Origin of the sequence: Ottowia caeni, assembly GCF_050821495.1 — a bacterium.
Lineage (GTDB): Bacteria > Pseudomonadota > Gammaproteobacteria > Burkholderiales > Burkholderiaceae_C > Ottowia > Ottowia caeni.
Genome location: NZ_CP151080.1, coordinates 3,362,481 through 3,382,757 on the forward strand (window position 1 = coordinate 3,362,481; position 20,277 = coordinate 3,382,757).

16 protein-coding genes, 2 tRNA genes and 3 pseudogenes are annotated in these 20,277 nt (G+C 58.7%); 11 read left to right on the top strand and 10 right to left on the bottom strand.

Annotated elements, in window-relative coordinates:
* Positions 1-159 precede the first annotated feature (159 nt).
* From AAAK34_RS15820 to AAAK34_RS15830, 3 genes are all read left to right on the top strand, one after another.
* A complete protein-coding gene (locus AAAK34_RS15820; protein WP_231694372.1) occupies positions 160-864 on the top strand; it encodes a Bax inhibitor-1/YccA family protein in 705 nt (234 codons plus the stop codon).
* A gap of 130 nt (positions 865-994) precedes the next feature.
* Positions 995-1,070, top strand: a tRNA-His gene (locus AAAK34_RS15825).
* 281 nt (positions 1,071-1,351) lie between these two features.
* Positions 1,352-1,858, top strand: a complete 507-nt coding sequence (locus AAAK34_RS15830; RefSeq protein ID WP_431778031.1) for a DUF2165 family protein — start codon at positions 1,352-1,354, stop codon at positions 1,856-1,858.
* A 219-nt stretch (positions 1,859-2,077) separates the two neighbouring features.
* Here the strand turns inward: AAAK34_RS15830 and AAAK34_RS15835 are convergent, their stop codons facing one another.
* The 7 genes and pseudogenes from AAAK34_RS15835 to uvrC all read right to left on the bottom strand — a co-directional run bounded on the left by AAAK34_RS15835 (position 2,078) and on the right by uvrC (position 9,633).
* On the bottom strand, positions 2,078-4,030 hold the full coding sequence (locus tag AAAK34_RS15835) for a SurA N-terminal domain-containing protein (RefSeq protein ID WP_231694524.1): 1,953 nt from the start codon (positions 4,028-4,030) through the stop codon (positions 2,078-2,080).
* 241 nt (positions 4,031-4,271) lie between these two features.
* Positions 4,272-5,288: a hypothetical protein gene (locus AAAK34_RS15840; RefSeq protein ID WP_231694370.1), complete on the bottom strand. Its 1,017-nt coding sequence runs from the start codon at positions 5,286-5,288 to the stop codon at positions 4,272-4,274.
* 231 nt (positions 5,289-5,519) lie between these two features.
* A tRNA-Val gene (locus tag AAAK34_RS15845) sits at positions 5,520-5,595 on the bottom strand.
* 21 nt (positions 5,596-5,616) lie between these two features.
* Positions 5,617-5,889, bottom strand: coding sequence for an HU family DNA-binding protein (locus AAAK34_RS15850; protein ID WP_231694369.1), 273 nt, complete (start codon positions 5,887-5,889; stop codon positions 5,617-5,619).
* A 255-nt stretch (positions 5,890-6,144) separates the two neighbouring features.
* Positions 6,145-7,044, bottom strand: a complete 900-nt coding sequence (locus tag AAAK34_RS15855) for a DMT family transporter (RefSeq protein WP_431778032.1) — start codon at positions 7,042-7,044, stop codon at positions 6,145-6,147.
* 3 nt (positions 7,045-7,047) lie between these two features.
* Positions 7,048-7,605 (bottom strand): annotated as a pseudogene (gene pgsA, locus AAAK34_RS15860) (CDP-diacylglycerol--glycerol-3-phosphate 3-phosphatidyltransferase); the annotation flags it as partial.
* 48 nt (positions 7,606-7,653) lie between these two features.
* Positions 7,654-9,633: an excinuclease ABC subunit UvrC gene (uvrC, locus tag AAAK34_RS15865; protein WP_231694366.1), complete on the bottom strand. Its 1,980-nt coding sequence runs from the start codon at positions 9,631-9,633 to the stop codon at positions 7,654-7,656.
* 34 nt (positions 9,634-9,667) lie between these two features.
* Here uvrC and earP point away from each other — a divergent pair.
* The 8 genes and pseudogenes from earP (at position 9,668) to AAAK34_RS15905 (ending at position 16,675) form a co-directional block, all read left to right on the top strand.
* A pseudogene (gene earP / locus AAAK34_RS15870) lies at positions 9,668-10,847 on the top strand (elongation factor P maturation arginine rhamnosyltransferase EarP).
* A 165-nt stretch (positions 10,848-11,012) separates the two neighbouring features.
* Positions 11,013-11,567 carry an elongation factor P gene (efp, locus tag AAAK34_RS15875; protein ID WP_231694365.1) on the top strand — a complete coding sequence of 185 codons (555 nt, stop codon included), beginning with the start codon at positions 11,013-11,015 and terminating at the stop codon, positions 11,565-11,567.
* A gap of 140 nt (positions 11,568-11,707) precedes the next feature.
* The gene (locus AAAK34_RS15880) at positions 11,708-12,580 is read left to right on the top strand and encodes a TIGR00730 family Rossman fold protein (RefSeq protein ID WP_231694522.1); all 873 of its coding nucleotides are present in this window, start codon (positions 11,708-11,710) and stop codon (positions 12,578-12,580) included.
* 39 nt (positions 12,581-12,619) lie between these two features.
* The gene (locus AAAK34_RS15885; RefSeq protein ID WP_231694521.1) at positions 12,620-13,099 is read left to right on the top strand and encodes a CreA family protein; all 480 of its coding nucleotides are present in this window, start codon (positions 12,620-12,622) and stop codon (positions 13,097-13,099) included.
* A gap of 45 nt (positions 13,100-13,144) precedes the next feature.
* Entirely contained in the window at positions 13,145-13,399 is a 255-nt protein-coding gene (locus AAAK34_RS15890; RefSeq protein WP_231694364.1) for a DUF3297 family protein, read from the top strand.
* Between the two features lie 172 nt (positions 13,400-13,571).
* Positions 13,572-14,552 carry a tripartite tricarboxylate transporter substrate binding protein gene (locus AAAK34_RS15895; RefSeq protein WP_231694363.1) on the top strand — a complete coding sequence of 327 codons (981 nt, stop codon included), beginning with the start codon at positions 13,572-13,574 and terminating at the stop codon, positions 14,550-14,552.
* A gap of 61 nt (positions 14,553-14,613) precedes the next feature.
* Entirely contained in the window at positions 14,614-15,351 is a 738-nt protein-coding gene (gene serB, locus AAAK34_RS15900; RefSeq protein WP_231694362.1) for a phosphoserine phosphatase SerB, read from the top strand.
* A gap of 76 nt (positions 15,352-15,427) precedes the next feature.
* Positions 15,428-16,675: a DEAD/DEAH box helicase gene (locus tag AAAK34_RS15905; RefSeq protein ID WP_231694361.1), complete on the top strand. Its 1,248-nt coding sequence runs from the start codon at positions 15,428-15,430 to the stop codon at positions 16,673-16,675.
* A gap of 46 nt (positions 16,676-16,721) precedes the next feature.
* Here AAAK34_RS15905 and AAAK34_RS15910 read toward each other — a convergent pair whose 3' ends face one another.
* From AAAK34_RS15910 to AAAK34_RS15920, 3 genes and pseudogenes are all read right to left on the bottom strand, one after another.
* On the bottom strand, positions 16,722-18,761 hold the full coding sequence (locus AAAK34_RS15910; RefSeq protein ID WP_231694360.1) for a choice-of-anchor I family protein: 2,040 nt from the start codon (positions 18,759-18,761) through the stop codon (positions 16,722-16,724).
* Between the two features lie 70 nt (positions 18,762-18,831).
* Complete coding sequence (locus AAAK34_RS15915) at positions 18,832-19,770, bottom strand: class I SAM-dependent methyltransferase (protein WP_231694359.1); 939 nt, start codon at positions 19,768-19,770, stop codon at positions 18,832-18,834.
* Between the two features lie 129 nt (positions 19,771-19,899).
* A pseudogene (locus tag AAAK34_RS15920) lies at positions 19,900-20,067 on the bottom strand (YigZ family protein); the annotation flags it as partial.
* Positions 20,068-20,277: the final 210 nt, after the last annotated feature.

A 20,277-nucleotide genomic window follows, 5' to 3' on the forward strand; every position in this document is an offset into this window, starting at 1 on the left:
CTCATTTCGCAATCCGAGAACCGGTTGCACCAAGATTTCTGCATCCTTTTGATTTTGCAGGGAATTTTTTGGTTCGCCACCACTCATATACGTACAATGAAACATCGGCATCGTTCTGGTGGTGTCATTGTGCAAACCTTCAAGAGGAGTACCTGATACATGAACAACCGCACCTCAACCATTGGCTACGCTGACGCCGCCCATGGCGGTCTGGTCACGCAAGAGCAACGCAACAAAGTTTTGCGCAACACCTACTGGCTGTTGGCGCTCAGCCTCGTTCCGACTGTGCTCGGAGCCTGGTTCGGTGTGGCCACAGGAATCACCGCGGGGCTGTCGGGTGGCCTGGGCCTGATCGTGTTCCTGGCCGGAGCCTTCGGCTTCATGTTCGCCATCGAGAAAACCAAGAACTCGGCAGCCGGCGTGCCGGTTTTGCTGGCCTTCACCTTCTTCATGGGGCTGATGCTCTCACGCATGATCGCCATGGTGCTGGGCTTCAAAAACGGCTCTGAACTGGTCATGACCGCCATGGGTGGCACAGCCGGCGTGTTCTTTGTCATGGCCAGCCTGGCCAGCGTGATCAAGCGCGACATCTCTGGCTTGGGCAAGTGGCTCTTCGTCGGCGCACTCGTGATTGTTGTGGGCGCCATCGTCAACGTGTTCGTTGGTTCTACCACCGGCATGCTGGTCATCAGTACTCTGGCCATCGGCGTATTCAGCCTGTTCATGCTGTACGACCTCAAGCGCATCATTGACGGCGGCGAAACCAACTACATCAGCGCGACGCTGGCCCTCTACCTGGACATCTTCAACGTGTTCCAGAGCCTGCTCGCCATTCTGGGTATCACCAGCGGCAGCAACGACTGATCCGCAGATAATCTAGGGCACGAAGGCCCCGCCTAGCGGGGCCTTCGTGCTCCTAAAGTACAAATTTTGGTGAATAAATTGAGCTCATGCCAGATTCATCAAAATTGTTGGCTATAATTCGATCTTCGCGGTGGCTGTAGCTCAGTTGGTAGAGTCCCAGATTGTGATTCTGGTTGTCGTGGGTTCGAGCCCCATCAGCCACCCCAGCGAATAAAGTAAAGCCTGCTATCTGAACGGTAGCAGGCTTTTTTATTTCCTCCGATGAAACTGCGGGCGCCATCCGAATGCAGGAAGGCAGTCACCTCCAACGCAGAAAACCCCCGCGGGACTAGCCGGTGGCCCTCACCGGCGCTATCAAACCTTGGTACGACTGCGCTGGAAGGTCTGGACCGCTATTGTTAGACTCCGATGCATCAGGTGCTGTCGGCACAGCACCGATCATCCTATAGCTAGCTTCAGACTCGATGATGGAAACAAATCGCTCATGATGGTGCGCTGGTCTAAAGTTTTGATGACGTGGGCGTTGGCAATGTTCGCTTTCATGGTGAGCTTCAACAACATCACCGATTACGACTCCAACTTCGCGTTCGTGCAGCATGTGCTGAGCATGGACACCACTTTCCCGAGCAACAAAGCTATGTACCGGGCCATGACGAGCCCCCTGGTGTGGCACGCGGCTTACTGGCTCATCATTTTGGCCGAAGGGATAACCTGCCTACTGTTGTCCATGGGCTGCGTCACCATGTGGCGGGCACGTCGTGCCTCAGCAAGCGAATTTGCCCGGTCGAAAAAGTGGATGATCGCCGGCTGCACTGCCGGATTCCTGGTGTGGTTCTTCGGCTTCGTGGTGGTCGGTGGAGAATGGTTCCTGATGTGGCAGTCGGACACCTGGAACGGCCAAGATGCGGCCTTCAAGGCCTATATGGCCATGCTGGGCGTGCTCATCTACACGATGCAACCCGACCCTGAGCTAGAGCCTGCTGGCGACGCTTAACCGCTTTTCACTTGCCCACTTTTCACTTGCCCACTTTTCACTTGAGCGCTTTTGACTTGACGCAGGCGGGCGCGCGCAAGCAGCATGTCAGCGGGCACCGTCGGAACGACGTCCATACCCGCACAATCAGGGGCGATCTCAGGCTCTCACCGCACCAAAAAAAATAGCCACCAATATTCTGGTGGCTACTTTCTTCTTGGCGTAAGGAAAACGGCGGGATCAGCGACCTTTATCCTGCCCTTCGACAGCGCCTGCTTGCTCCGCCGTCGGAGCTGGAACAAAAATCTCTGCCTTGAAACGGGCTTTCAGCATATCGAAATAGGCTCGGGCCTCGGCAGCGCCCCAGACCTGTTCATATTGCGCCAGCTCCTGTTTTGCCATGTCTGCCTCTGGCACTGCACGAGGAACCACTTTGTTGACCCGCACCACTGCATAGCCCGCCTGCCCCAAGTCAACGCCCACAAAAACCGGAGGCTTGGTCGCGTCGGCGCGAAGCACCGCGTCGATCAACTGCGTTGGCTGGCCTTGCGGGTTCTCGCGTGAAAGTACGACCGCGGCAGGCAGGGTCGTGGCGCTTGCGGGCTGAGCACGCCAGGCAGCCAAGCGGGATTCACCTTCCTTGCGAGCCTGGGCAGCGCCACGCTCGTTGATGAGGCTGGCGCGCACTTGTTCTTTCACCTCAGCGAATGGACGGGCGTGCGCCGCGGTGTACTGGATTACTCGCCCAGCCGCCAATTGATTGGGGCCCACTTCGATGGCTTCAGAGTTGCGTTTCCGCTCCAACGATTCAGAGGAAAACAAGGCCGAGAGAAACTTGGCCGAGGCCAGTGGGCCAGTAGCACCGTCAGCAGGAGTGCGCCCAATGTTGCTTGCGGTACTCACGGTGAGCTTCAGCTTTTCGGCGATCGGCTTCAGGCTATCAGACTGTTCGAACACGCCGTTAGTGAAGGTTTCTGCCATTTCACTGAACTGCCGCTGCGCTTGCTCGGTTTTGAACTGCTCTTCCAGCTTGGGGCGCAGCTCGGCAAAAGAAGGCACCACCGCAGGCTTGAGGTCCGTCAGCTCAATGATGTGATAGCCGAAATCGCTTTCCACCACTTCGCTGATGTCGCCCTTTTTACTCAGCTCGAATGAAGTTTTGCTGATGACCGGGTCAATGCCTCGGTCGCGCTGGAAGAAGCCCAGGTCACCGCCGGAGGGTGCGCTCGAGTCGTCTTGCGACGCACGCTTGGCCACAGCGGCGAACGTTCCAGGCGCCTTGCGCAGTTCGGCCAGCAATTCTGTAGCCTGAGCCTTGGCCTTTTCTCTCTCGGCAGCCGGTGCACCTTTGGGGGCATTGATCAGGATGTGGCTGACCCTGCGTTCTTCCTTGGTGCCAAAGGCGGGTGCATTCTGGTCGTAGTAGGTCTTGAGATCCTGCTCGCTCACAGGAATTGACTGCTTGACGCTGGCCAGATCAAGCACGATGTACTCAACGTTTGCAGCTTCTGGGGCCTGATATTTGGCCAGGTTAGCTTGGTAGTAGGCTTCAAGATCAGCTTCGGTCGGAGTAACTTTGCCCGCGTAATCCGCCGGGGAAAAACGAACGATTTGAACCTCGCGCTGCTCAAGGAAAGCGCCCAGAGCCAAATCAGATTGCGCCTGGCTGGCCAACCCACTACCGATGACGCTGTTGAGCACCTGACGCGCGGAAAGGTCAGCACGCACACTGTTTTCGAAGCCTTCAGCAGTCAGGCCTTGGCGTGCCAGCAACTGGCGATACATATCCATGTCGAGCGTGCCGTCTGGCTTGCGCAATGCTGCAATGGCGGCGTCGCTTTGCAGCTCGGCGGCCAAGCGGGCATCTGTAGCCACCAGGTGGTTCTTTTCTGCAGCCGCCGCCAACACGCGATCGCGCACCAGACGGTCCAGGGTGGCGTATTTCATGGCGGGCGTATCGAGCAAACGCAGATCGATGGTCGGGTTCTGGGCACGCATGCGATCAATCTCTTGCCGATGGGCGTTGTCCCACTCGGTTTGCGTGATGTTCTTTCCATCCACGCGGGCAACGCGGCTTGCCCCCTCATTAAAGCGGCTATAGCCCTCAATGCCTACGAGAGCGAACGAGGGAATGACCAACAGGAACAGGACCATCATGATGATCCTGGTGTGGGTACGGACAAAATTGAACATGCACGAAACTCTGTTAATGCTGGCCGAAAATAAAAAAAGGCGAACCATTGTTCGCCCTCTCTGCCTCAACCGGTGAATCCTGACGTGGCCCGAACGCCAAGCTACGCCTTGAAAGAAGTTATCTTCCCACTGGGAGACAACCACTTAGCGGTCCGACCAACTGAATGTGCCAACTGGCGCTTTTTCAACCAGACATTTTATCAGCGAAGTGCGAGCCGTCTCTGGCGACGGCCCACCTTTCTCATGCCGCCCCGAATCGCGCCCAGATCATGAAGGCAGCCAGGGCCGCAAAAGCGACGCCAATCACCCAGCCGCCCTTCCCCGCCAATTGAGGCATACCCACCCAATGCTCGGGCGCCTGCACCGCGACGATGTAAGGCTTCCCCTTCTGCGGGCCAATCATCCACTGAGCCTGACGCATGTCTGCGGCGCCTCGGCGATCTGCCTCTTCGCTCCACCCGGAGTATTGCCCAGGGGCTTCCACATCTTCTTCAATATCCGCTGCGAATTTGTCGGCTTCGTCGAACGGCGCGGGTGCGGCATCAGCGTTTTCCTCATCTGACACGTGCGAACCCTGACCCGCCAAGATAGACGGATCTGGCGGAGGTTCCTCATCTTCAGCCCACTGCCGCTGGTTGACGCGCTCAACCTGCCCGAGCACAAACAACTCCGAGTTCGGCACAATGATCTCTTCGCGATACCGATACCGATCTCCCTGCAGCTTCCCGCCCACGATGAGATAACCTCGGTCTGCCAACGAGGTGGAGGCGAACGCGGTTCCGGGTTGGGCCGGAGGATCGCGGTCTTCTGGCGGAAGTTTCTTGCCCTGCCAATCCCGCACCTCAGTCGGGACCACCAGCGTCATGCCTGAAGGTTGAACTGCACAATTGACAAACCCTTGCGTGCACATAACCACGCGGCTCGATTTATCGTGGCGACGCTCCACCCAATCGACATGCCGCTCACGGGCGCTGTCGGAATTCTGACGGGTGACGATCTCCCGCTCCCATACTCGCACGCTCCACCAAACGCAAGGCCTGCGGGTAAGGGGCGACTTGAGCATAGGCCCAGTGGCCTTGCCGTAAGCCAGATGGTAGCCTTCGGTCAGCGAGTTGACCGGTACAGGCGTTCGTCCACGAAGGGCGCCCGTAATGCGACTGCTCCAGATGGCCATGCCGAAGCCTATGGCCGCCAGCAACAGTGCCAGACCAAGCGCGAACGCAAACACGACGATCGGAACCTCGTGGAGCCACGACATGAATCGCTCCCGTTTGTAAGCAGACCTGCCGGTAGACGACAACCCGACGCCGCGAGTTTTTTAGTTCTCTTAACGCATTATTTAACAAGTCGTCCGCGTCGCATCGGTACTTCTACTGAGCTTGGAGTCAGGTGGGGCGCGAAATTACATGCACTGGCACACCCGAAATCGGATTCGCCATGAAAAAAGGGCCTAGATTTCTCTAAGCCCTCATTTCTGCTTGACGTTATGTGGTGGGTGCTGACGGGGTCGAACCGCCGACCTACGCCTTGTAAGGGCGCCGCTCTACCAACTGAGCTAAGCACCCCACCGGACAACGCCGAATTCGTTAGTTTAACGCATCTTTCAGCGCTTTTCCAGGACGGAACTTAGGAACTTTTGCAGCTTTGATCTTGATCGTTGCACCAGTGCGCGGATTTCGGCCCGAACGTGCCGCCCGTTTGCCCACTGCGAAAGTACCAAAACCCACCAGCGAAACCGTTCCGCCCTTGCGCAACGTGGTTTTTACGGCACCGATGGTGGCTTCCAACGCGCGGGCAGCCGCAGCCTTGGAGATATCCGCATTCGTGGCGATGTGTTCGATCAGCTCGGTTTTATTCACAAAGGTGCCCCTCGTTTTCAAGAATTGCAAAACTGGTCAAGCAACTTCAGGCGCGCACTGTGTGCATCGCCCGCCTCCGCCCTTGTTACTCGGCCGGCCAGTTCAGCGCTGATTCTGGCCATGGAACGCCGCTGACATGAATGTGCCAGCGGGCCGCGGATGCATCAGCGAAGGGACGCATTTTAGACCGAATTCTGACTCACTCTTCCGAGGAAAGGCCCCTATTGCGCAAGTGCAACAACAACCGGTAATTCTTCACACAGCCTTGGACCGAACCACCAGACTGACCCCAATAGCCGTCAACGCTGTGCCCAACACGGTAGCGAAGGTGATCGGCTCGTCAAACAAGGCCCAGGCAATCGCGGCCGTGGTCGGAGGCACGAGGTACATCAAACTGGCGACCGAGGCGGCCGCCCCACGCTGAATCAGCAGGTAGAGCAGCGAACTACCACCCAGAGTCAGCCCCAGCACCGACCACGCCATGGCGCCCACCACGTGGGCGTTCCAGTGCACAGACTCCGGCTCGAGCCAGGCCAGCGGTGCTGTTACCAAAGCGGCGGCTATCAGTTGAACGGCGTTGGCGCTACGTACATCACAGGGTTTGACGAAGCGCTTTTGATACAGCGTACCTGCTGTAATTGCCACCAGTGCGGCTATGGCCCAGGTCATGTTCCCCGCAGTGACATAGTCGCCTGGATTGCCTTGAGTGAGCTTGCGCCATACCACCAGCACCAACCCCGCAAACCCCAGAAGCAGGCCAAGCCATTGCCGGCCGCTGACCCGGTGCCCCGCCCCGGCCACGACTGAGAGCCAGATGGCGGTCAGGACAGGCTGAATGCCAACGATCAGCGCGGAAAGCCCTGACCCCATGCCCCCCTTGACTGCTGCCCACACGCCACCCAGGTAGAGCCCATGCATCAAAACGCCGGTAATGCCCAGGTGTATCCATTGCAATCCGGTCTGCGGCCATCTCACGCCCGCCCATGCGATCCAGGCCATGAAGCATGCAATAGATAGCAGGTAGCGCATCATCAGGAAGCTGAAGGGCGGCGCGTACGGCATGGCAAAGCGAGCCACGATAAAGCCGGTGGACCATATGAGCACGAACACTGCGGGCATGGCCCGAATCAATGAACGGCTGTCCATGCCGTTCATTTCACGCGCGCGAATCTCGGGAAGCGCCTTCTGCAGGTAGTAGATCATTGACCAGACGGTCAAGACAGCAGCCACCCAGATCAATACAGTACCCCACAGCTGGGTATCTATCATGTCGAACAGTTGCCCGTTATAGAGCAGGAATGGAATGGCCACCATCTGCACCGTGGTCTTGAGCTTTCCGATCATGTGCACCGCGACGCTCTTGCTCGCGCCGATTTTGGCCATCCATTCGCGCAGGGCCGAGATGGCGATTTCACGCCCGATGATGATCAGGGCCACAAAGACATCGGCGCGCTGAAGGTGTACCAGCACAAGCAGCGACGCGCAAACCAGAAACTTGTCAGCGACCGGATCCAGGAAGGCTCCGAAGGCCGAGGTCTGGTTCAGCTTACGCGCCAAATAGCCATCGAGCCAGTCCGTCCATGCGAAAACGATGAACATCACGGTGGCCACTAGATTGCGTGTCTCCGCCGGCAGCGGCAAGTAGAACACTCCCACGATGAGCGGAATCGCAACAATGCGCGTCCAGGTCATGAGGGTGGGGATTGTGAAAAACATGTTGATGATTGTGGCATGGTGTGCAAAGGACGGCACACCAGATGAATGTCAGTGCAAAGCCCGATAGATTTCTTCGGCCAACTGACGCGATATTCCATCCACTGTCGCAAGATCTTCCACGCTGGCTGCTTCCAGGCCACGCACACCGCCAAAACGCTGCAGCAGGCGAGCACGGCGCTTGGGACCAATACCTGCGATTTCCTCTATGCGACTGCCGCCCACACGCACTTTTGCACGCTGGGCCCGCATACCGGTAATGGCAAAGCGATGCGCCTCGTCGCGGATTTGAGCAACGAGCATCAGCGCGGCTGAATCCATGCCCAGGTACACAGTCTCACGCCCGTCTGCAAACACCAGCTCTTCCAGACCCACCTTGCGACCTTCTCCTTTTTTCACGCCAACAATCAACGACAGATCCAGCCCCAATGCTGCAAAAACTTCGCGGGCCATGGCCACCTGCCCCTTGCCTCCGTCCACCAGCACCAGATCGGGCATGCGGGCATTGACCGAAGCGTCCTCGGACTGCATGGCTTCGGCAACCTTGCCGTAGCGGCGCTGCAACACCTGGCGCATGGCGGCGTAATCGTCTCCCGGGGTAATTCCTTCGATCTTGTAGCGTCGGTACTGGCTCGACTGCATGCGATGATTCTGGAACACGACGCAACTGGCCTGCGTGGCCTCTCCGGCAGTGTGGCTGATGTCGAAGCATTCAATACGCAACTGATCGATGCTGTCTGGCGCCAGGTCAAGCGCTTCCACCAAAGCTCGGGTGCGCGCTTGCTGGGAGCCCTCCTCAGCCAGCAACCGCGCCAGCTGAAGCGCGGCATTTTGCTGGGCCATCTCCAGCCACACGCGGCGCTGACCGCGCGGGGCATGCTGGGCGCTGATCTTGGTGCCCGTTTGCTCGCTGAGCGCCTTGACAAGCGATGCAGTGACCGGTTCGCTGGTGATCAGCGACGCCGGCACAGGCACACCCAAGTAGTGCTGCGCGACAAAGGCATCCAGCACCTGCGCCTCAACGGTATGCAAAGCCTCACCTTCGCGCTCCGTCACCAAGGCATGGGCGTCCTCCACGTGCGTGGGGAAGTAGGCTCTGTCGCCCAGGTGCCTTCCTCCACGAACCATGGCAAGGTTCACGCATGCGCGTCCGCCCTGCACCTTGACGGCGAGTATGTCCACATCCGCCTCGGAGCCCACTTCCACCGCCTGCTGGTGCAGCACGCGAGACAGCGCCTGAATCTGGTTTCGTATCTCAGCCGCGTGCTCGAATTCCAGAGCATCTGAATGCGCCATCATGCGGCTTTCAAGCGTCTGCAAGACTGTTTGCGTTTCTCCGCGTAAAAACTGCTCGGCGTGCTGCACGTCGCGCGCGTAGTCCTCGGCATTGATGTGGCGTACACAAGGAGCCGTGCAGCGCTTGATCTGATAGAGCAGGCAGGGCCGTGTACGGTTGGCAAAAACCGTGTCCTCACAGGTGCGCAGGCGGAATACTTTCTGCAGCAGCAAAATAGTTTCCTTGACAGCCCACGCGCCAGGGTACGGGCCAAAGTACCGGTGCCGCTTGTCAGTTGCGCCCCGGTAGTAGGCGATGCGGGCGTAAGCCTCAGGCATGGGCGAGCCTTCGCCCGAGTCATTCGGCGCTTTCAGGCCCGTGCCAGTGATCTTCAGGTAGGGGTAGCTCTTGTCATCGCGGAAGATGATGTTGTAGCGCGGCGCCAAAGCCTTGATGAGGTTATTTTCAAGGATCAGGGCCTCGGCTTCCGAACGGACGACCGTCGTCTCCATCCGCGCGATCTTGCTCACCATATGGCCGATGCGCGTTCCTCCATGGTTTTTCTGGAAGTAGCTGGACACACGCTTTTTCAGGCTACGCGCCTTTCCAACGTAAAGCACCTGACCTGCGTCGTCAAAGTAACGATACACCCCTGGCAAACTCGGCAAAGCAGCCACCTGCGCCAGTAGCTCTGGGCTGTGGGAAGGCACCTCGTCTGGCGCAGTGGTTTCGGGCATCGGAATCAAATCGCTCATACGGGAAGTTTAGGACGGCACAATACAGCGCGTGTTGAACACTGTATTGCCCCTCACCTGGGATATCTTCTGTCAAGTCGTCGACAACCATGGCGACCTGGGGGTTTGCTGGCGCCTTTCGAGCCAGTTGGCTGCACTCGGCCAGCGTGTGCGCCTATGGGTAGATGACGCGAGTGCCCTGCCCTGGATGGCGCCCGGCGCTCTGGAGGGAAAAGGGTCTTGGCCCGGCGTGCAGGTACTTCCGTGGCGACCAGGCTTGCAAGATGTCTGCCTGAACGATTTGCCTCCGTCGGACGTGTGGATCGAAGCCTTTGGCTGCGAATTGCCTCCGGAGTTCATTGCACGCTTTAGAGACGACGCGGCAGCAGACAAGGCCATCGCGTCAAGCCCCGTCTGGATCAACCTGGAATATCTCAGCGCCGAAGGCTACGTGGAGCGCATGCATGGCCTGCCCTCGCCCGTGCTGCAAGGGCCTGGCGCCGGACTCACGAAGTGGTTTTTATCCAGGATTCACCGCGCGGACGGGTGGCCTTCTGCGTGAGCCTGACCTCGCGAACCGGCAAGCGGCTTTCGATCGTTCGGCTTGGTTGGCCGAGCAGGGAATAGTCTGGAATGGTGAACGCTTGGTCTCGCTGTTCTGCTACGAACCCGCAGCGTTGGTCAATTGGTTGACCTATTTGGAGCTGAGTCAGCAACCCACGAAGTTGCTGGTTACCCCCGGCCGCGCCACAGCTGCGGTGATGGCGGCAACCACATCCCACCCTGGCCTCACACAAACTGGAAACCTGCGAATTTCATATCTTCCGCATTTGCCCCAAATCAACTACGACGAATTGCTATGGGCCTGCGACCTGAATTTTGTGCGTGGTGAAGACTCGCTGGTTCGCGCCTTATGGGCGGGGCAGCCCTTTGTGTGGCAAATTTATCCGCAGGACGACGATGCCCACCACACCAAGCTGGAGGCTTTCCTGGACTGGCTGAACGCGCCCGGTTCACTGCGGAAATTTCACCGGATCTGGAACGGTATTGAAAACACTGCCCAAACGGGTGCGGGCGACACAGACCGGCCAGCCGCCCCCTCCGTTGAACTGGGTTTTGACCTGGCTGCAGAACTGCCTAACTGGCGGGCTTGTAAGCAAGCTGCTCGCAGCTGCCTGTATGCGCAGGATGACCTTGTAACCCAGCTTATGGGCTTTGTGGCTGAAAAGCGATAGAATTCAAGGCTTTGCGGAAATTACCGCTCCGCCAGTCAGTATGCGTGCAGCATGCGGGCTAATGGGCCGTTCTCTTTTCGCCTCCGCTGCAGCCGCGCCAGGACCAACAAATTCCGCCCAGTGCACGAGCAGCGTTGCTCACACTTCACTCACTGGAATACAGCCATGAAAATCGCCCAGGAAATCCGCGCCGGCAACGTCATCATGCACGGCAAGGACCCTATGATCGTCCTTCGCACCGAATACGCTCGCGGCGGCCGCGGTGCAGCCACCGTCCGCATGAAGCTCAAAGCTCTTCTCAGCAACATGGGCGCTGAAGTCGTCTTCAAGGCAGACGACAAAATGGACCAGGTCATCCTGGACCATAAAGAGTGCACGTACTCCTACTTTGCCGACCCCATGTATGTTTTCATGGACGGCGAATACAACCAGTATGAAGTCGAAGCTGAAAACATGGGCGACGCCCTGAACTACCTCGAAGACGGCATGTCTGTTGAAGTGGTGTTCTACGACGGCAAGGCCATTTCTGTGGAACTGCCCACCTCCGTAGAGCGTGAAATCACCTGGACCGAACCTGCCGTCAAGGGCGATACCTCTGGCAAGGTTCTGAAGCCCGCCAAGATCGCCACCGGCTTCGAAGTCCCAGTGCCGCTCTTCGTGTCGCAAGGCGACAAGATCGAAATCGACACCCGCACTGGCGAATACCGCAAGCGCGTCTAAATCGGCTCCATGCGCCCAACCAGGGTGTAAGCAAGCACACTGGAAGGTTGCAATCACCGAAAAAATGGCTCCTCACGGAGCCATTTTTGTTTGCAAACAGCATTTACATTGATTTTCGAGCTTCTTTTATCATAGCGAACATGGACTCAACTGAAGACATCAAAGATTCCACTCGCTCTCCTCTCGCAGATGCCTGGGCGGAGCTGCAGGCTCAAGCCGATCATGGCGAACCATTGGAGCCCGATGCCTATCGGCTAGCCTTCGCCGATCCTGAATTTTTGCTTCGCAAGGAAGCACGCGGCATCCGGTTTCAGCTGGAATTGCTCAAACCTGAAATCGGCCTGCAAGCCGCTGGAATCCACAACACCATTGTGGTTTACGGCAGCGCCCGATTTGTCGCCCCAGATGTCGCCGAAGCCCAATTGGCAACAGCCAAGAAAAACGACGATGCCCAATCTATCGCGCTGGCCGAACGCGCACTGCGCACGTCGGCCTACTACGACCAGGCACGCGAATTTGGCCGCCTGGTAGCCAGGCACAGCTTGAGGCAACCTCAGGAAGAAAAACTGTTCGTTTGCACCGGCGGTGGCCCGGGCGTGATGGAAGCGGCCAACCGCGGCGCACATGACATAGGCGTGCCCTCCGTAGGCTTGAACATCGCCCTTCCGCACGAACAGACTGCCAACCCCTATGTAACGCGCAACCTGTGCTTCAAGTTTCACTACTTCGCGCTGCGCAAGATGCATTTCCTGATGCGGGCCAAGGCTCTGGTGGTCTTTCCAGGGGGATTCGGCACTCTTGATGAGTTGTTCGAAGTACTCACGCTGGTGCAGACCAGGAAGGTCAAGCCCGTACCTATCGTGCTATGCGACAAGCAATACTGGAGCAGGCTGTTGAACCTGGAAATGCTGGTCGACGAAGGTGCCATTTCGGCGGAAGATCTGAATCTGTTCAAGAAGGTAGATTCAGCAGAGGGAGCTTGGGAGGCAGTTCGGGCGTTCTACAGACTGTAAGAGGCTGTTCACGCCAATCCTAAGAACCGGTGATCCATGATGCACAAACTCATCAAACTCGTCTTCATTCAGTTGCTTGGCTCGGTGGCCTTCAGCGTCCAGGCGCAAAAGATCGGCGAAGTCAGCACCGCTTTTCAGTGGGTGGGGCCCAACCACAAGATCGTCGTCGAGGCTTACGACGACCCCGAGGTACAGGGTGTGACGTGCTATGTTTCACGCGCCCGCACTGGAGGCATCAAGGGCGGTTTGGGGCTGGCGGAAGATCGAGCAGAGGCATCCATTGATTGCAGGCAAGTCGGGCCCGTGCATTTCAGCGGCCCACTGGATGAGGAGGACGAGGTATTTAGCGAACGCATGTCCATCCTCTTCAAACGCCTGCGTGTGGTGCGCATGGTAGACCTGAAGCGCAATGCGCTCATTTATCTGGCGTATTCCGACAAACTGATCGAAGGCTCACCGCAGAACAGTGTGGCGGTCGTGCCCATTGATCGGGCCACCCCCATTCCTGTGAAGAAGTGAGCCCGCCGCATCTGAAACGCGTGCGAAGTGCCCGACAATTCAGGCATGACTGATTCAAACACTTCACAACGCCCAGACTTACCCGATCACCTGAGCATCGATCCACGCAGTCCTCATCATGTGGCCGCGGTGTTCGAGCACGACGTGGGCATTCTCTTCAACGGCAAAGAACGCTTTGACGTCACGGAATACTGCATCAGCGAAGGCTGGATCAAGGTTCCTGTAGGCAAGAAGCAAGACCGAAAGGGCAATCCCTTGACGATCAAACTCAAGGGTGAGGTAGCGGCTTTCTACAAGTAAAAGTGACCTCCAGTTCGCGCATGAACCCTGCATGCGCGACGCCCTCTTGAGGCTCCGACACGGCCACCAAGTCGAGGTTGATGTAGGCACAGGTCTTGCTTGCGAAGACATTACCGCCCGCCAAGGCGGTAATGTTTCGAAGTACGAAGCAACCCATACCTGGAGTTTTCATATGCTGACTCGTCGCAAGGCCCTGCACATTTCTGGTGCATTCTGCGCATCTTCGATCTTGACTAGCCCCACATGGGGGCAGGGCGTCTACCCAGATCGGCCGGTAAAAATCATTGTGGGCCTGCCAGCCGGCGGCAGTGTGGACATGATCGCGCGCATGCTGGGCCAGAAACTCAACACTCAGCTGGGCCAATCATTCGTTGTCGACAACCGCCCTGGCGGTTCAGGCCAGATCGGCATGCCGGCGGTGGCCAAATCACCCGCAGATGGCTACACCCTGACCGTATCGCCCGCCTCATTTCTGACCACCAACGTGAGCGTTTTTCAGTCCCTGGCCTACCAGCCCGAGGCTGACTTCATGCCCATCTCGCGCCTGGTCAACCAGCCCATGGTTCTGGTGGTCAAAGACAAGCAAAAATATCCCACGGCAGCCGCTTTCCTGGCCGCCGCCAAGTCGAACCCGGGCAGCATCACCTACGCATCCTCGGGGGATGGGAGTCCGCAGCATCTAGGTGGCCTGATGTTTGAGACCCGCACCCAGGCGCGCATGCTCCACGTGCCGTACAAGGGGGGTGCGCTGGCCGTCAACGACACGCTGGCAGGCATCGTCGATGCCATGTTTGCCGTGCTGCCTGAGGCCTTGCCCCACATCCAGTCGGGCAAGCTGCATGCTCTGGGTTTGATGAGCCCCCAGCGCTCCCCAGTTCTGCCCAATGTCCCCACCATGGCTGAAGGTGGCCTGGCTGACCTCAATCTCTCTGCCTGGATCGGCATGCTGGCGCCAGCCAAGACGCCGCGTCCGATCATCGATCAGCTTAACAAGGCCGTGCGTACGGCGATGGATGCTGAATTCAAGGCCAAACTGGCTGAAAGTGGAATCGAAGCGGCCCCCAGCACGCCGGAAGAGCTGCAGCGCATCATCACCGCTGATATCAAGCTTCACGCAGAACTGGTGAAAGCCTCAGGCATGAAGGCGCTTTGAGCAGGCCATGACGCGGGAGTGTCTTGGCGGGCGGGTGGGGCCAAGCCCGATAATCACCCCCATGACGCAAGCTTCCGCCACACCCACAGAATTCGCCCCGGGCCTGACGATCCGAGGCATCACGCTCCCGATGAAGCTCAGTAACTTCAAGCTCATCGCTTTTGACATGGATTCCACGCTGATCAACATTGAGTGCGTGGACGAGATAGCCGACGCCGTGGGCAAGAAAGCCGAAGTGGCCGCCATTACAGAAGCGGCCATGCGCGGAGAGATCACCGACTTCAAGGACAGCCTGCGCCGGCGGGTAGCCCTGTTGCGCGGTGTGACCATTGCCGACATGGAGCGCGTCTACACCGAGCGACTTCGCATCAACCCAGGTGCTGCCGAGCTGATTCGCTCCTGCAAAGCGGTCGGCATGAAAGTGCTCTTGGTATCAGGTGGCTTTACCTTTTTCAGTGAGCAAGTGCGCCAAACGCTTGGCATCGACTTCACGCGCGCCAACGTGCTGGAAATGGAAGACGGCCCGCACGGCAAGCAGCTCACGGGGCGCTTGGTCGACCAGTTCTGGGGCGACATCTGCGATGGCGCAGAGAAGCGGCGCACTCTGCTCGAAGTCGCCTCGCTGCTGGGTATTGCACCGTCTGAATGCATTGCCATGGGCGACGGCGCCAACGACCTGCCCATGATGGGCGCAGCAGGCCTGTCTGTGGCCTACCATGCCAAGCCTGCGGTGCGCGAGCAGGCCATGGTGGCCATCAACGAAGGCGGGCTCGACCGCCTGCTCGAAGTGTTGCGCTGAGCGCGTGTTTGCGATCTCCTCGCAATAGCTGCTCCGACAGCCTGCTAACTCCCGGGCCGGTACACTGCCCGAACACATGCCATTTACAGCCCTTGGCCTCGCGCCCGCTCTCACCCAATCCGCAGCCGAACTCGGGTTCACTGCGCCCACGCCGATTCAACAAGCGGCCATTCCGGCTGCGCTCAACGGATCAGACATCCTGGCCACTGCGCAGACCGGCTCAGGCAAAACTGCCGCCTACAGCTTGCCAATACTGCAAGCGCTCATGGGCGACACCCCGCAATCGGGCCGACGACGTGTGCGTGGGCTGGTATTGGTGCCCACACGCGAACTCGCTGCACAGGTGGGCGAGGTGGTACGCGCGCTGGCACAGCACCTGTCGCCGCGGCCCAAGGTAGCCGTGGCCTTCGGCGGTGTGTCGATCAACCCGCAGATGATGGCGCTGCGCGGTGGCGCAGACGTGATCATCGCCACACCTGGACGCCTGCTCGATCTGGTGGATCACAACGCGCTGCGCCTGTCCGACGTAGCGCATTTGGTGCTTGATGAAGCCGACCGCCTGCTGGACCTGGGATTTGCCGAAGAACTCGCGCGCATTCTGGCCCTGCTGCCGACCCAGAGGCAAAACCTGTTCTTCTCTGCCACCTTCCCGCCGGCCGTTCAAACCCTGGCCGATACTTTACTGAACAAGCCAGTACGCATTGACGTGCCCGCCACGCCCGTAGACAACGCAGTCATCCAGCAGCAGGCTTTTCTGGTCGACAGCACGCGCCGCACACAATTGCTGCGGCAACTTATCAAAGACAACAGCTGGGAAAGGGTGCTGGTGTTCGTGGCCACGCAGTACGCCGCCGAACGATTGGCCACCAAACTCCACCAGGGCGACATGTACGCGACTTCGTTCCACGGCGGTTTGGCGCAAGGCGCGCGGCAACAGGTGCTTCAGGAGTTCAAGGAAGAGCGTTGGGACGTTGTCGTGACCACCGACTTGGCGGCGCGGGGCATCGACATCGAGCAACTCCCCGTGGTGGTGAACTACGACCTGCCACGCTCAGCGGTGGACTACGTGCATCGCATCGGCCGCACGGGCCGCGCCGGAGCGAGTGGCCTGGCCGTGAGTTTTGTGAGCCCCGCGACACAAGCGCACTGGCACCTGATTGAAAAGCGCCAAGGCATGAACCTGCCGCTTGAAGTGCTGCCCGGCTTCGAGCCCCTTGAAACTCCGCCACCCGCTACCAGCAGCCCCAACGGTAACGGCGGCGTCAAGGGCAAGCGCCCGAGCAAGAAAGACAAACTGCGTGTTGCAGCAGGAGTGACCAAGTAATCACCCCACCCCAACCCAGCGACGCAGGCCGCTGAGTTGGCGCACATCACTCCACCTGGTAAATTGATGTGGTGCCGCTGACTTCGTAGCCGACGATCAACAGCGCCTTGCCGTTGGGTGACTTGTGGGCAGGCACGAACACCAGCCCCTCGGGACCGAGGTCACCAAACGCCGCACCGTTTGCCGCCCAGCCTCCCGCTGCAGCGGCAGCATCCTCAGGCTGGTCGGCCCAGTTTTCGCGAGTATTCAAGTAGTCCTGAAACACGGGTGCCTTGGGGTCCGTGACGTCATACACCATCACCCCGCCCATGCGTTCCAAGCCGATAAAGGCCAGGTACCTGTTCCCAACGCGGCCAATCGTCACACCCTCTGGCTCTGGACCCTTCGCATCGCTTCGGCTATCGAACTTGTACTCGTCATGGCCTGTATTGAAGTGCGGGGTGCATGCAATGCCGCGCGCGGCTCCCAGCTTGCATGCTGGGTTCTCAGCGATGAATTTCTCAAGCAAGCTGCCCGAATCCCACACCTGAGCACCATTTTCATCCCAGACCGAGAAGGAGCGGCCACCGTAGGAGTACAGCGTGTGATACATGAGGCGGCTCTTGGGGTCAGCGGCTGTCAGGCTCGCGTCCTCCAGGCCGGTATCAAAGTGATAGAGCTTCGGCGATCCATCGGCCTTCTTGTGATAGCCCAGCGTCCAGGTCACGTTCAGGCGGCCCAGCTTGTCATCGTCTCGGCAACTGCCTGAGCGACGCTGGTCGGCGTGCATGCAGTTGGCGCCACTGCTGCCAAATACGGCCGGATCAAGAATGGCGCCAGCGGCCAGATCACGCAGTTGTTGCGGCATGTCGTCGCCGCCACGACGATCGAAGCCATCGTTGTGAACCAGGTGCTTGACCCTGAACTCCTCGACAAAGCCTTTGGATCGATTCGCAGTGGCTGCAGACGTACCCCAGTAGGCAGCGTCGTCTTCGCCCCAAGCACGAGCATCACCCTCGTTGGCCGTCACCAGATAGGTTTTTCCTCCCACCGTGTAAGAGGCCACGGCGTCTGGCATATAAACACCCTTGACGCCGGGGTGAGTCTTGATGAGCAGGTTCGCCGGCTCGTCACTGGCGTCGATCTCGTTGCCGGCTACACCGTAGTCCTTGAAGCCGAGCGGAAGGATAGAGATTATCTTTGCGCTGGCTACATCGAGCTTGGCGAAGGCATTATTCTCTTGTAGCGTTACCCAGGCAGTGGCGCCATCGGCCGATACTGCAATGTATTCTGGTTCGAAGTCTTTGGCGGCGCTGGTGATGTTGCCGGCTCCATAAGCCAAAGTGTTGTCCTTCGGCCCAAAGATGCGAACACCCTTTTCGCGCAAACTGTCTTCCTGGCCATTGAATGCCCTGAAATCAGCCGTGCGCACAGCAGCCTGCTTGTCTGTCTGCGTCTTGCCATTGACCAATTTACCCAGGTCGACAACGCTGACTGAACCTTCAGGGTCGATGCTGTAATCAGCATTGGGTTCACCTTCATTGGCTACCAGCAGGGTCTTGCCATCGGGCGTGAACGTAAGCATGTCGGGCAGCGCGCCAACTTCAGCAGCGCCGAGCAGTTCGAGCGTCTTGGCATCGTAAAGGCTCACGAAACCATTCTTGGTTTTCGGCGAGGACTCTATGGCAACCGCGATGACCCCGCACTGTGAAGCGACGCTATTGACGGATACCATGGGGCTGGCACCGGCCCCTGCGGCGGTAGCTGCCGCTGCTGCACTGATCGCGCCGATCTTGGTCGGACTGGCCGGATTGGTGAGGTCGAGCACATCCAGTTCACCCGCTTTGGCGTTGACGATGAAACCACGCTTGCTGGCTGCATCAAAAGCCGGAATCTCAGCGGCGGACTCGACGAATGCTCCCGCCGCGTAGCGACCGATCAGGCTCAGCTTGACTGCGGATGTTGGGGTGACTCCAAACTCCGCGTCGGGGGCGCACCCTACGACCCTAGGCGTTGGGACATCATCCGGCTTGGTGTCGGAATCGCCACCGCAGCCGGCAAGCGCAACCAGCAACAGCGCGGGAATAAATGCGGAACGTACTCGCATCGGGAAGACTTCCTCATGTTTATTTTTAAGAAAGTCGATGCTAGCGATCGATTGTTACAGTATGACGGCACTATGAATTTCCACGGAACACCAGCACCTTCAGAGCGCGCTCTTCATCTTTGTCAGCGAATACAGGAGGGTTGGCAACCCGCTCCACAAAATTCAGCTCCGGTGCATGCTCGCGCATACCGCCCACTAGAAACTCAACGCCCAACTCGGGGGCATTCAGGCACAACAACACGTATCCGTCAGGCGCCAACAGGCCGGGCAGGCGGCGCATGAGGCGTGCGTAGTCTTTCGTAGCCACAAAACTACCCTTCTGGTAGCTAGGAGGATCAACAATGACGAGATCGTACGGGCCTCCACGTGTGAGTTTGCCCCATGAATTGAAGATGTCATGCGGCAGGAAACTGGCGCCGCTGGTAAACCCGTTAAGCCGGTGGTTCTGCCGGCCGATTTCCAGCGCGGACTTGCTCATATCAATGTTCACCACCTGTTCGGCCCCTGCATTTAGGGCGACCAATGAAAACGCACAGGTGTAGGCGAAAAGGTTGAGAACCTTGGGTCGGGTGCCTCGGGCCGAATGCCACTGCACCACTTGATCGTGCACCCACCGCCGCCCCTCTGCCATGTCAAGGAACAGCCCATGATTTTGCCCTTTGAGAACGTGCACCAGAAATTTCAGCCCCTGCTCGGTGACTTCGTGGGGTTCCGGCACAGCGCCGGCCATCAGCCGCGTCTCCGTGGATCCGGCAGCGCGACACTGGTAGACCCAATTCAGAGGGTCACCAGGTGCGGAGATTCGATCCCAGCGGGCCTGAAGAGCCGCGCCAATGTTGGCCAGCTCGTCTTCATTAACGCTTCTGAAGCTGGTTAACACCCAAACAGGCGGGAAGGCATCCAGTACCCAATGTTCACACCCAGGGTAGCGCCCCCCGCGCCCGTGAAAAATGCGACGAGCATCGCCGCCGGGGGTCATGGTTTCGATAGCGTCCAACAGTGCTTGCATAGGGCCATATTCTGAAGGAGTCGAATTCAGAACGTGTTCAATACCGAATCCATCATGGGCGCGCCTTCGCTACTCTCCGCAACGGGTGCCTTACCCCCGGTGGTGAAGGGTCAGGTGATGATCTCGTCTTGCCAGAAGAGCCCAGCACACGTGGGCAGCGCCAGGGTGTTGCTTCCGCAGCATATCGACATGTGCCTGAGCGCTGGCGCGATCAGGCATAGGCTGAACGCAGCCGAGAAACCGGCTCTTCTTGATAATCAGTTCGCTGTGCGCGGGTGCGGCCAGGGTTTGAGGCATGGAAACGGCAAGCTTAGCCCGCAGTGGCTGCTATTAAGGATGCCCTGCGTAACCCTCGCGAGTCGGAGGTAGTGCGGATCGGGATGAGGCGCAAGGCGTCTTTTTGCAGCCAATAGCCCAGCTATTGGCAAGAAAAGCAACGCAGCGGATCGCCCGAGGCCGTGCTGCCACAGACCGCAGGGAGTTATGCAGGGCATCCTTAACGGAGCA

Coding starts and splice junctions, on each gene's coding strand:
- AAAK34_RS15820 (WP_231694372.1), top strand. CDS start 160: ATGAACAACCGCACCTCAACCATTGGCTACGCTGACGCCGCCCATGGC.
- AAAK34_RS15830 (WP_431778031.1), top strand. CDS start 1,352: ATGGTGCGCTGGTCTAAAGTTTTGATGACGTGGGCGTTGGCAATGTTC.
- AAAK34_RS15835 (WP_231694524.1), bottom strand. CDS start 4,030: ATGTTCAATTTTGTCCGTACCCACACCAGGATCATCATGATGGTCCTG.
- AAAK34_RS15840 (WP_231694370.1), bottom strand. CDS start 5,288: ATGTCGTGGCTCCACGAGGTTCCGATCGTCGTGTTTGCGTTCGCGCTT.
- AAAK34_RS15855 (WP_431778032.1), bottom strand. CDS start 7,044: ATGAACGGCATGGACAGCCGTTCATTGATTCGGGCCATGCCCGCAGTG.
- uvrC (WP_231694366.1), bottom strand. CDS start 9,633: ATGAGCGATTTGATTCCGATGCCCGAAACCACTGCGCCAGACGAGGTG.
- efp (WP_231694365.1), top strand. CDS start 11,013: ATGAAAATCGCCCAGGAAATCCGCGCCGGCAACGTCATCATGCACGGC.
- AAAK34_RS15880 (WP_231694522.1), top strand. CDS start 11,708: ATGGACTCAACTGAAGACATCAAAGATTCCACTCGCTCTCCTCTCGCA.
- AAAK34_RS15885 (WP_231694521.1), top strand. CDS start 12,620: ATGCACAAACTCATCAAACTCGTCTTCATTCAGTTGCTTGGCTCGGTG.
- AAAK34_RS15890 (WP_231694364.1), top strand. CDS start 13,145: ATGACTGATTCAAACACTTCACAACGCCCAGACTTACCCGATCACCTG.
- AAAK34_RS15895 (WP_231694363.1), top strand. CDS start 13,572: ATGCTGACTCGTCGCAAGGCCCTGCACATTTCTGGTGCATTCTGCGCA.
- serB (WP_231694362.1), top strand. CDS start 14,614: ATGACGCAAGCTTCCGCCACACCCACAGAATTCGCCCCGGGCCTGACG.
- AAAK34_RS15905 (WP_231694361.1), top strand. CDS start 15,428: ATGCCATTTACAGCCCTTGGCCTCGCGCCCGCTCTCACCCAATCCGCA.
- AAAK34_RS15910 (WP_231694360.1), bottom strand. CDS start 18,761: ATGCGAGTACGTTCCGCATTTATTCCCGCGCTGTTGCTGGTTGCGCTT.
- AAAK34_RS15915 (WP_231694359.1), bottom strand. CDS start 19,770: ATGCAAGCACTGTTGGACGCTATCGAAACCATGACCCCCGGCGGCGAT.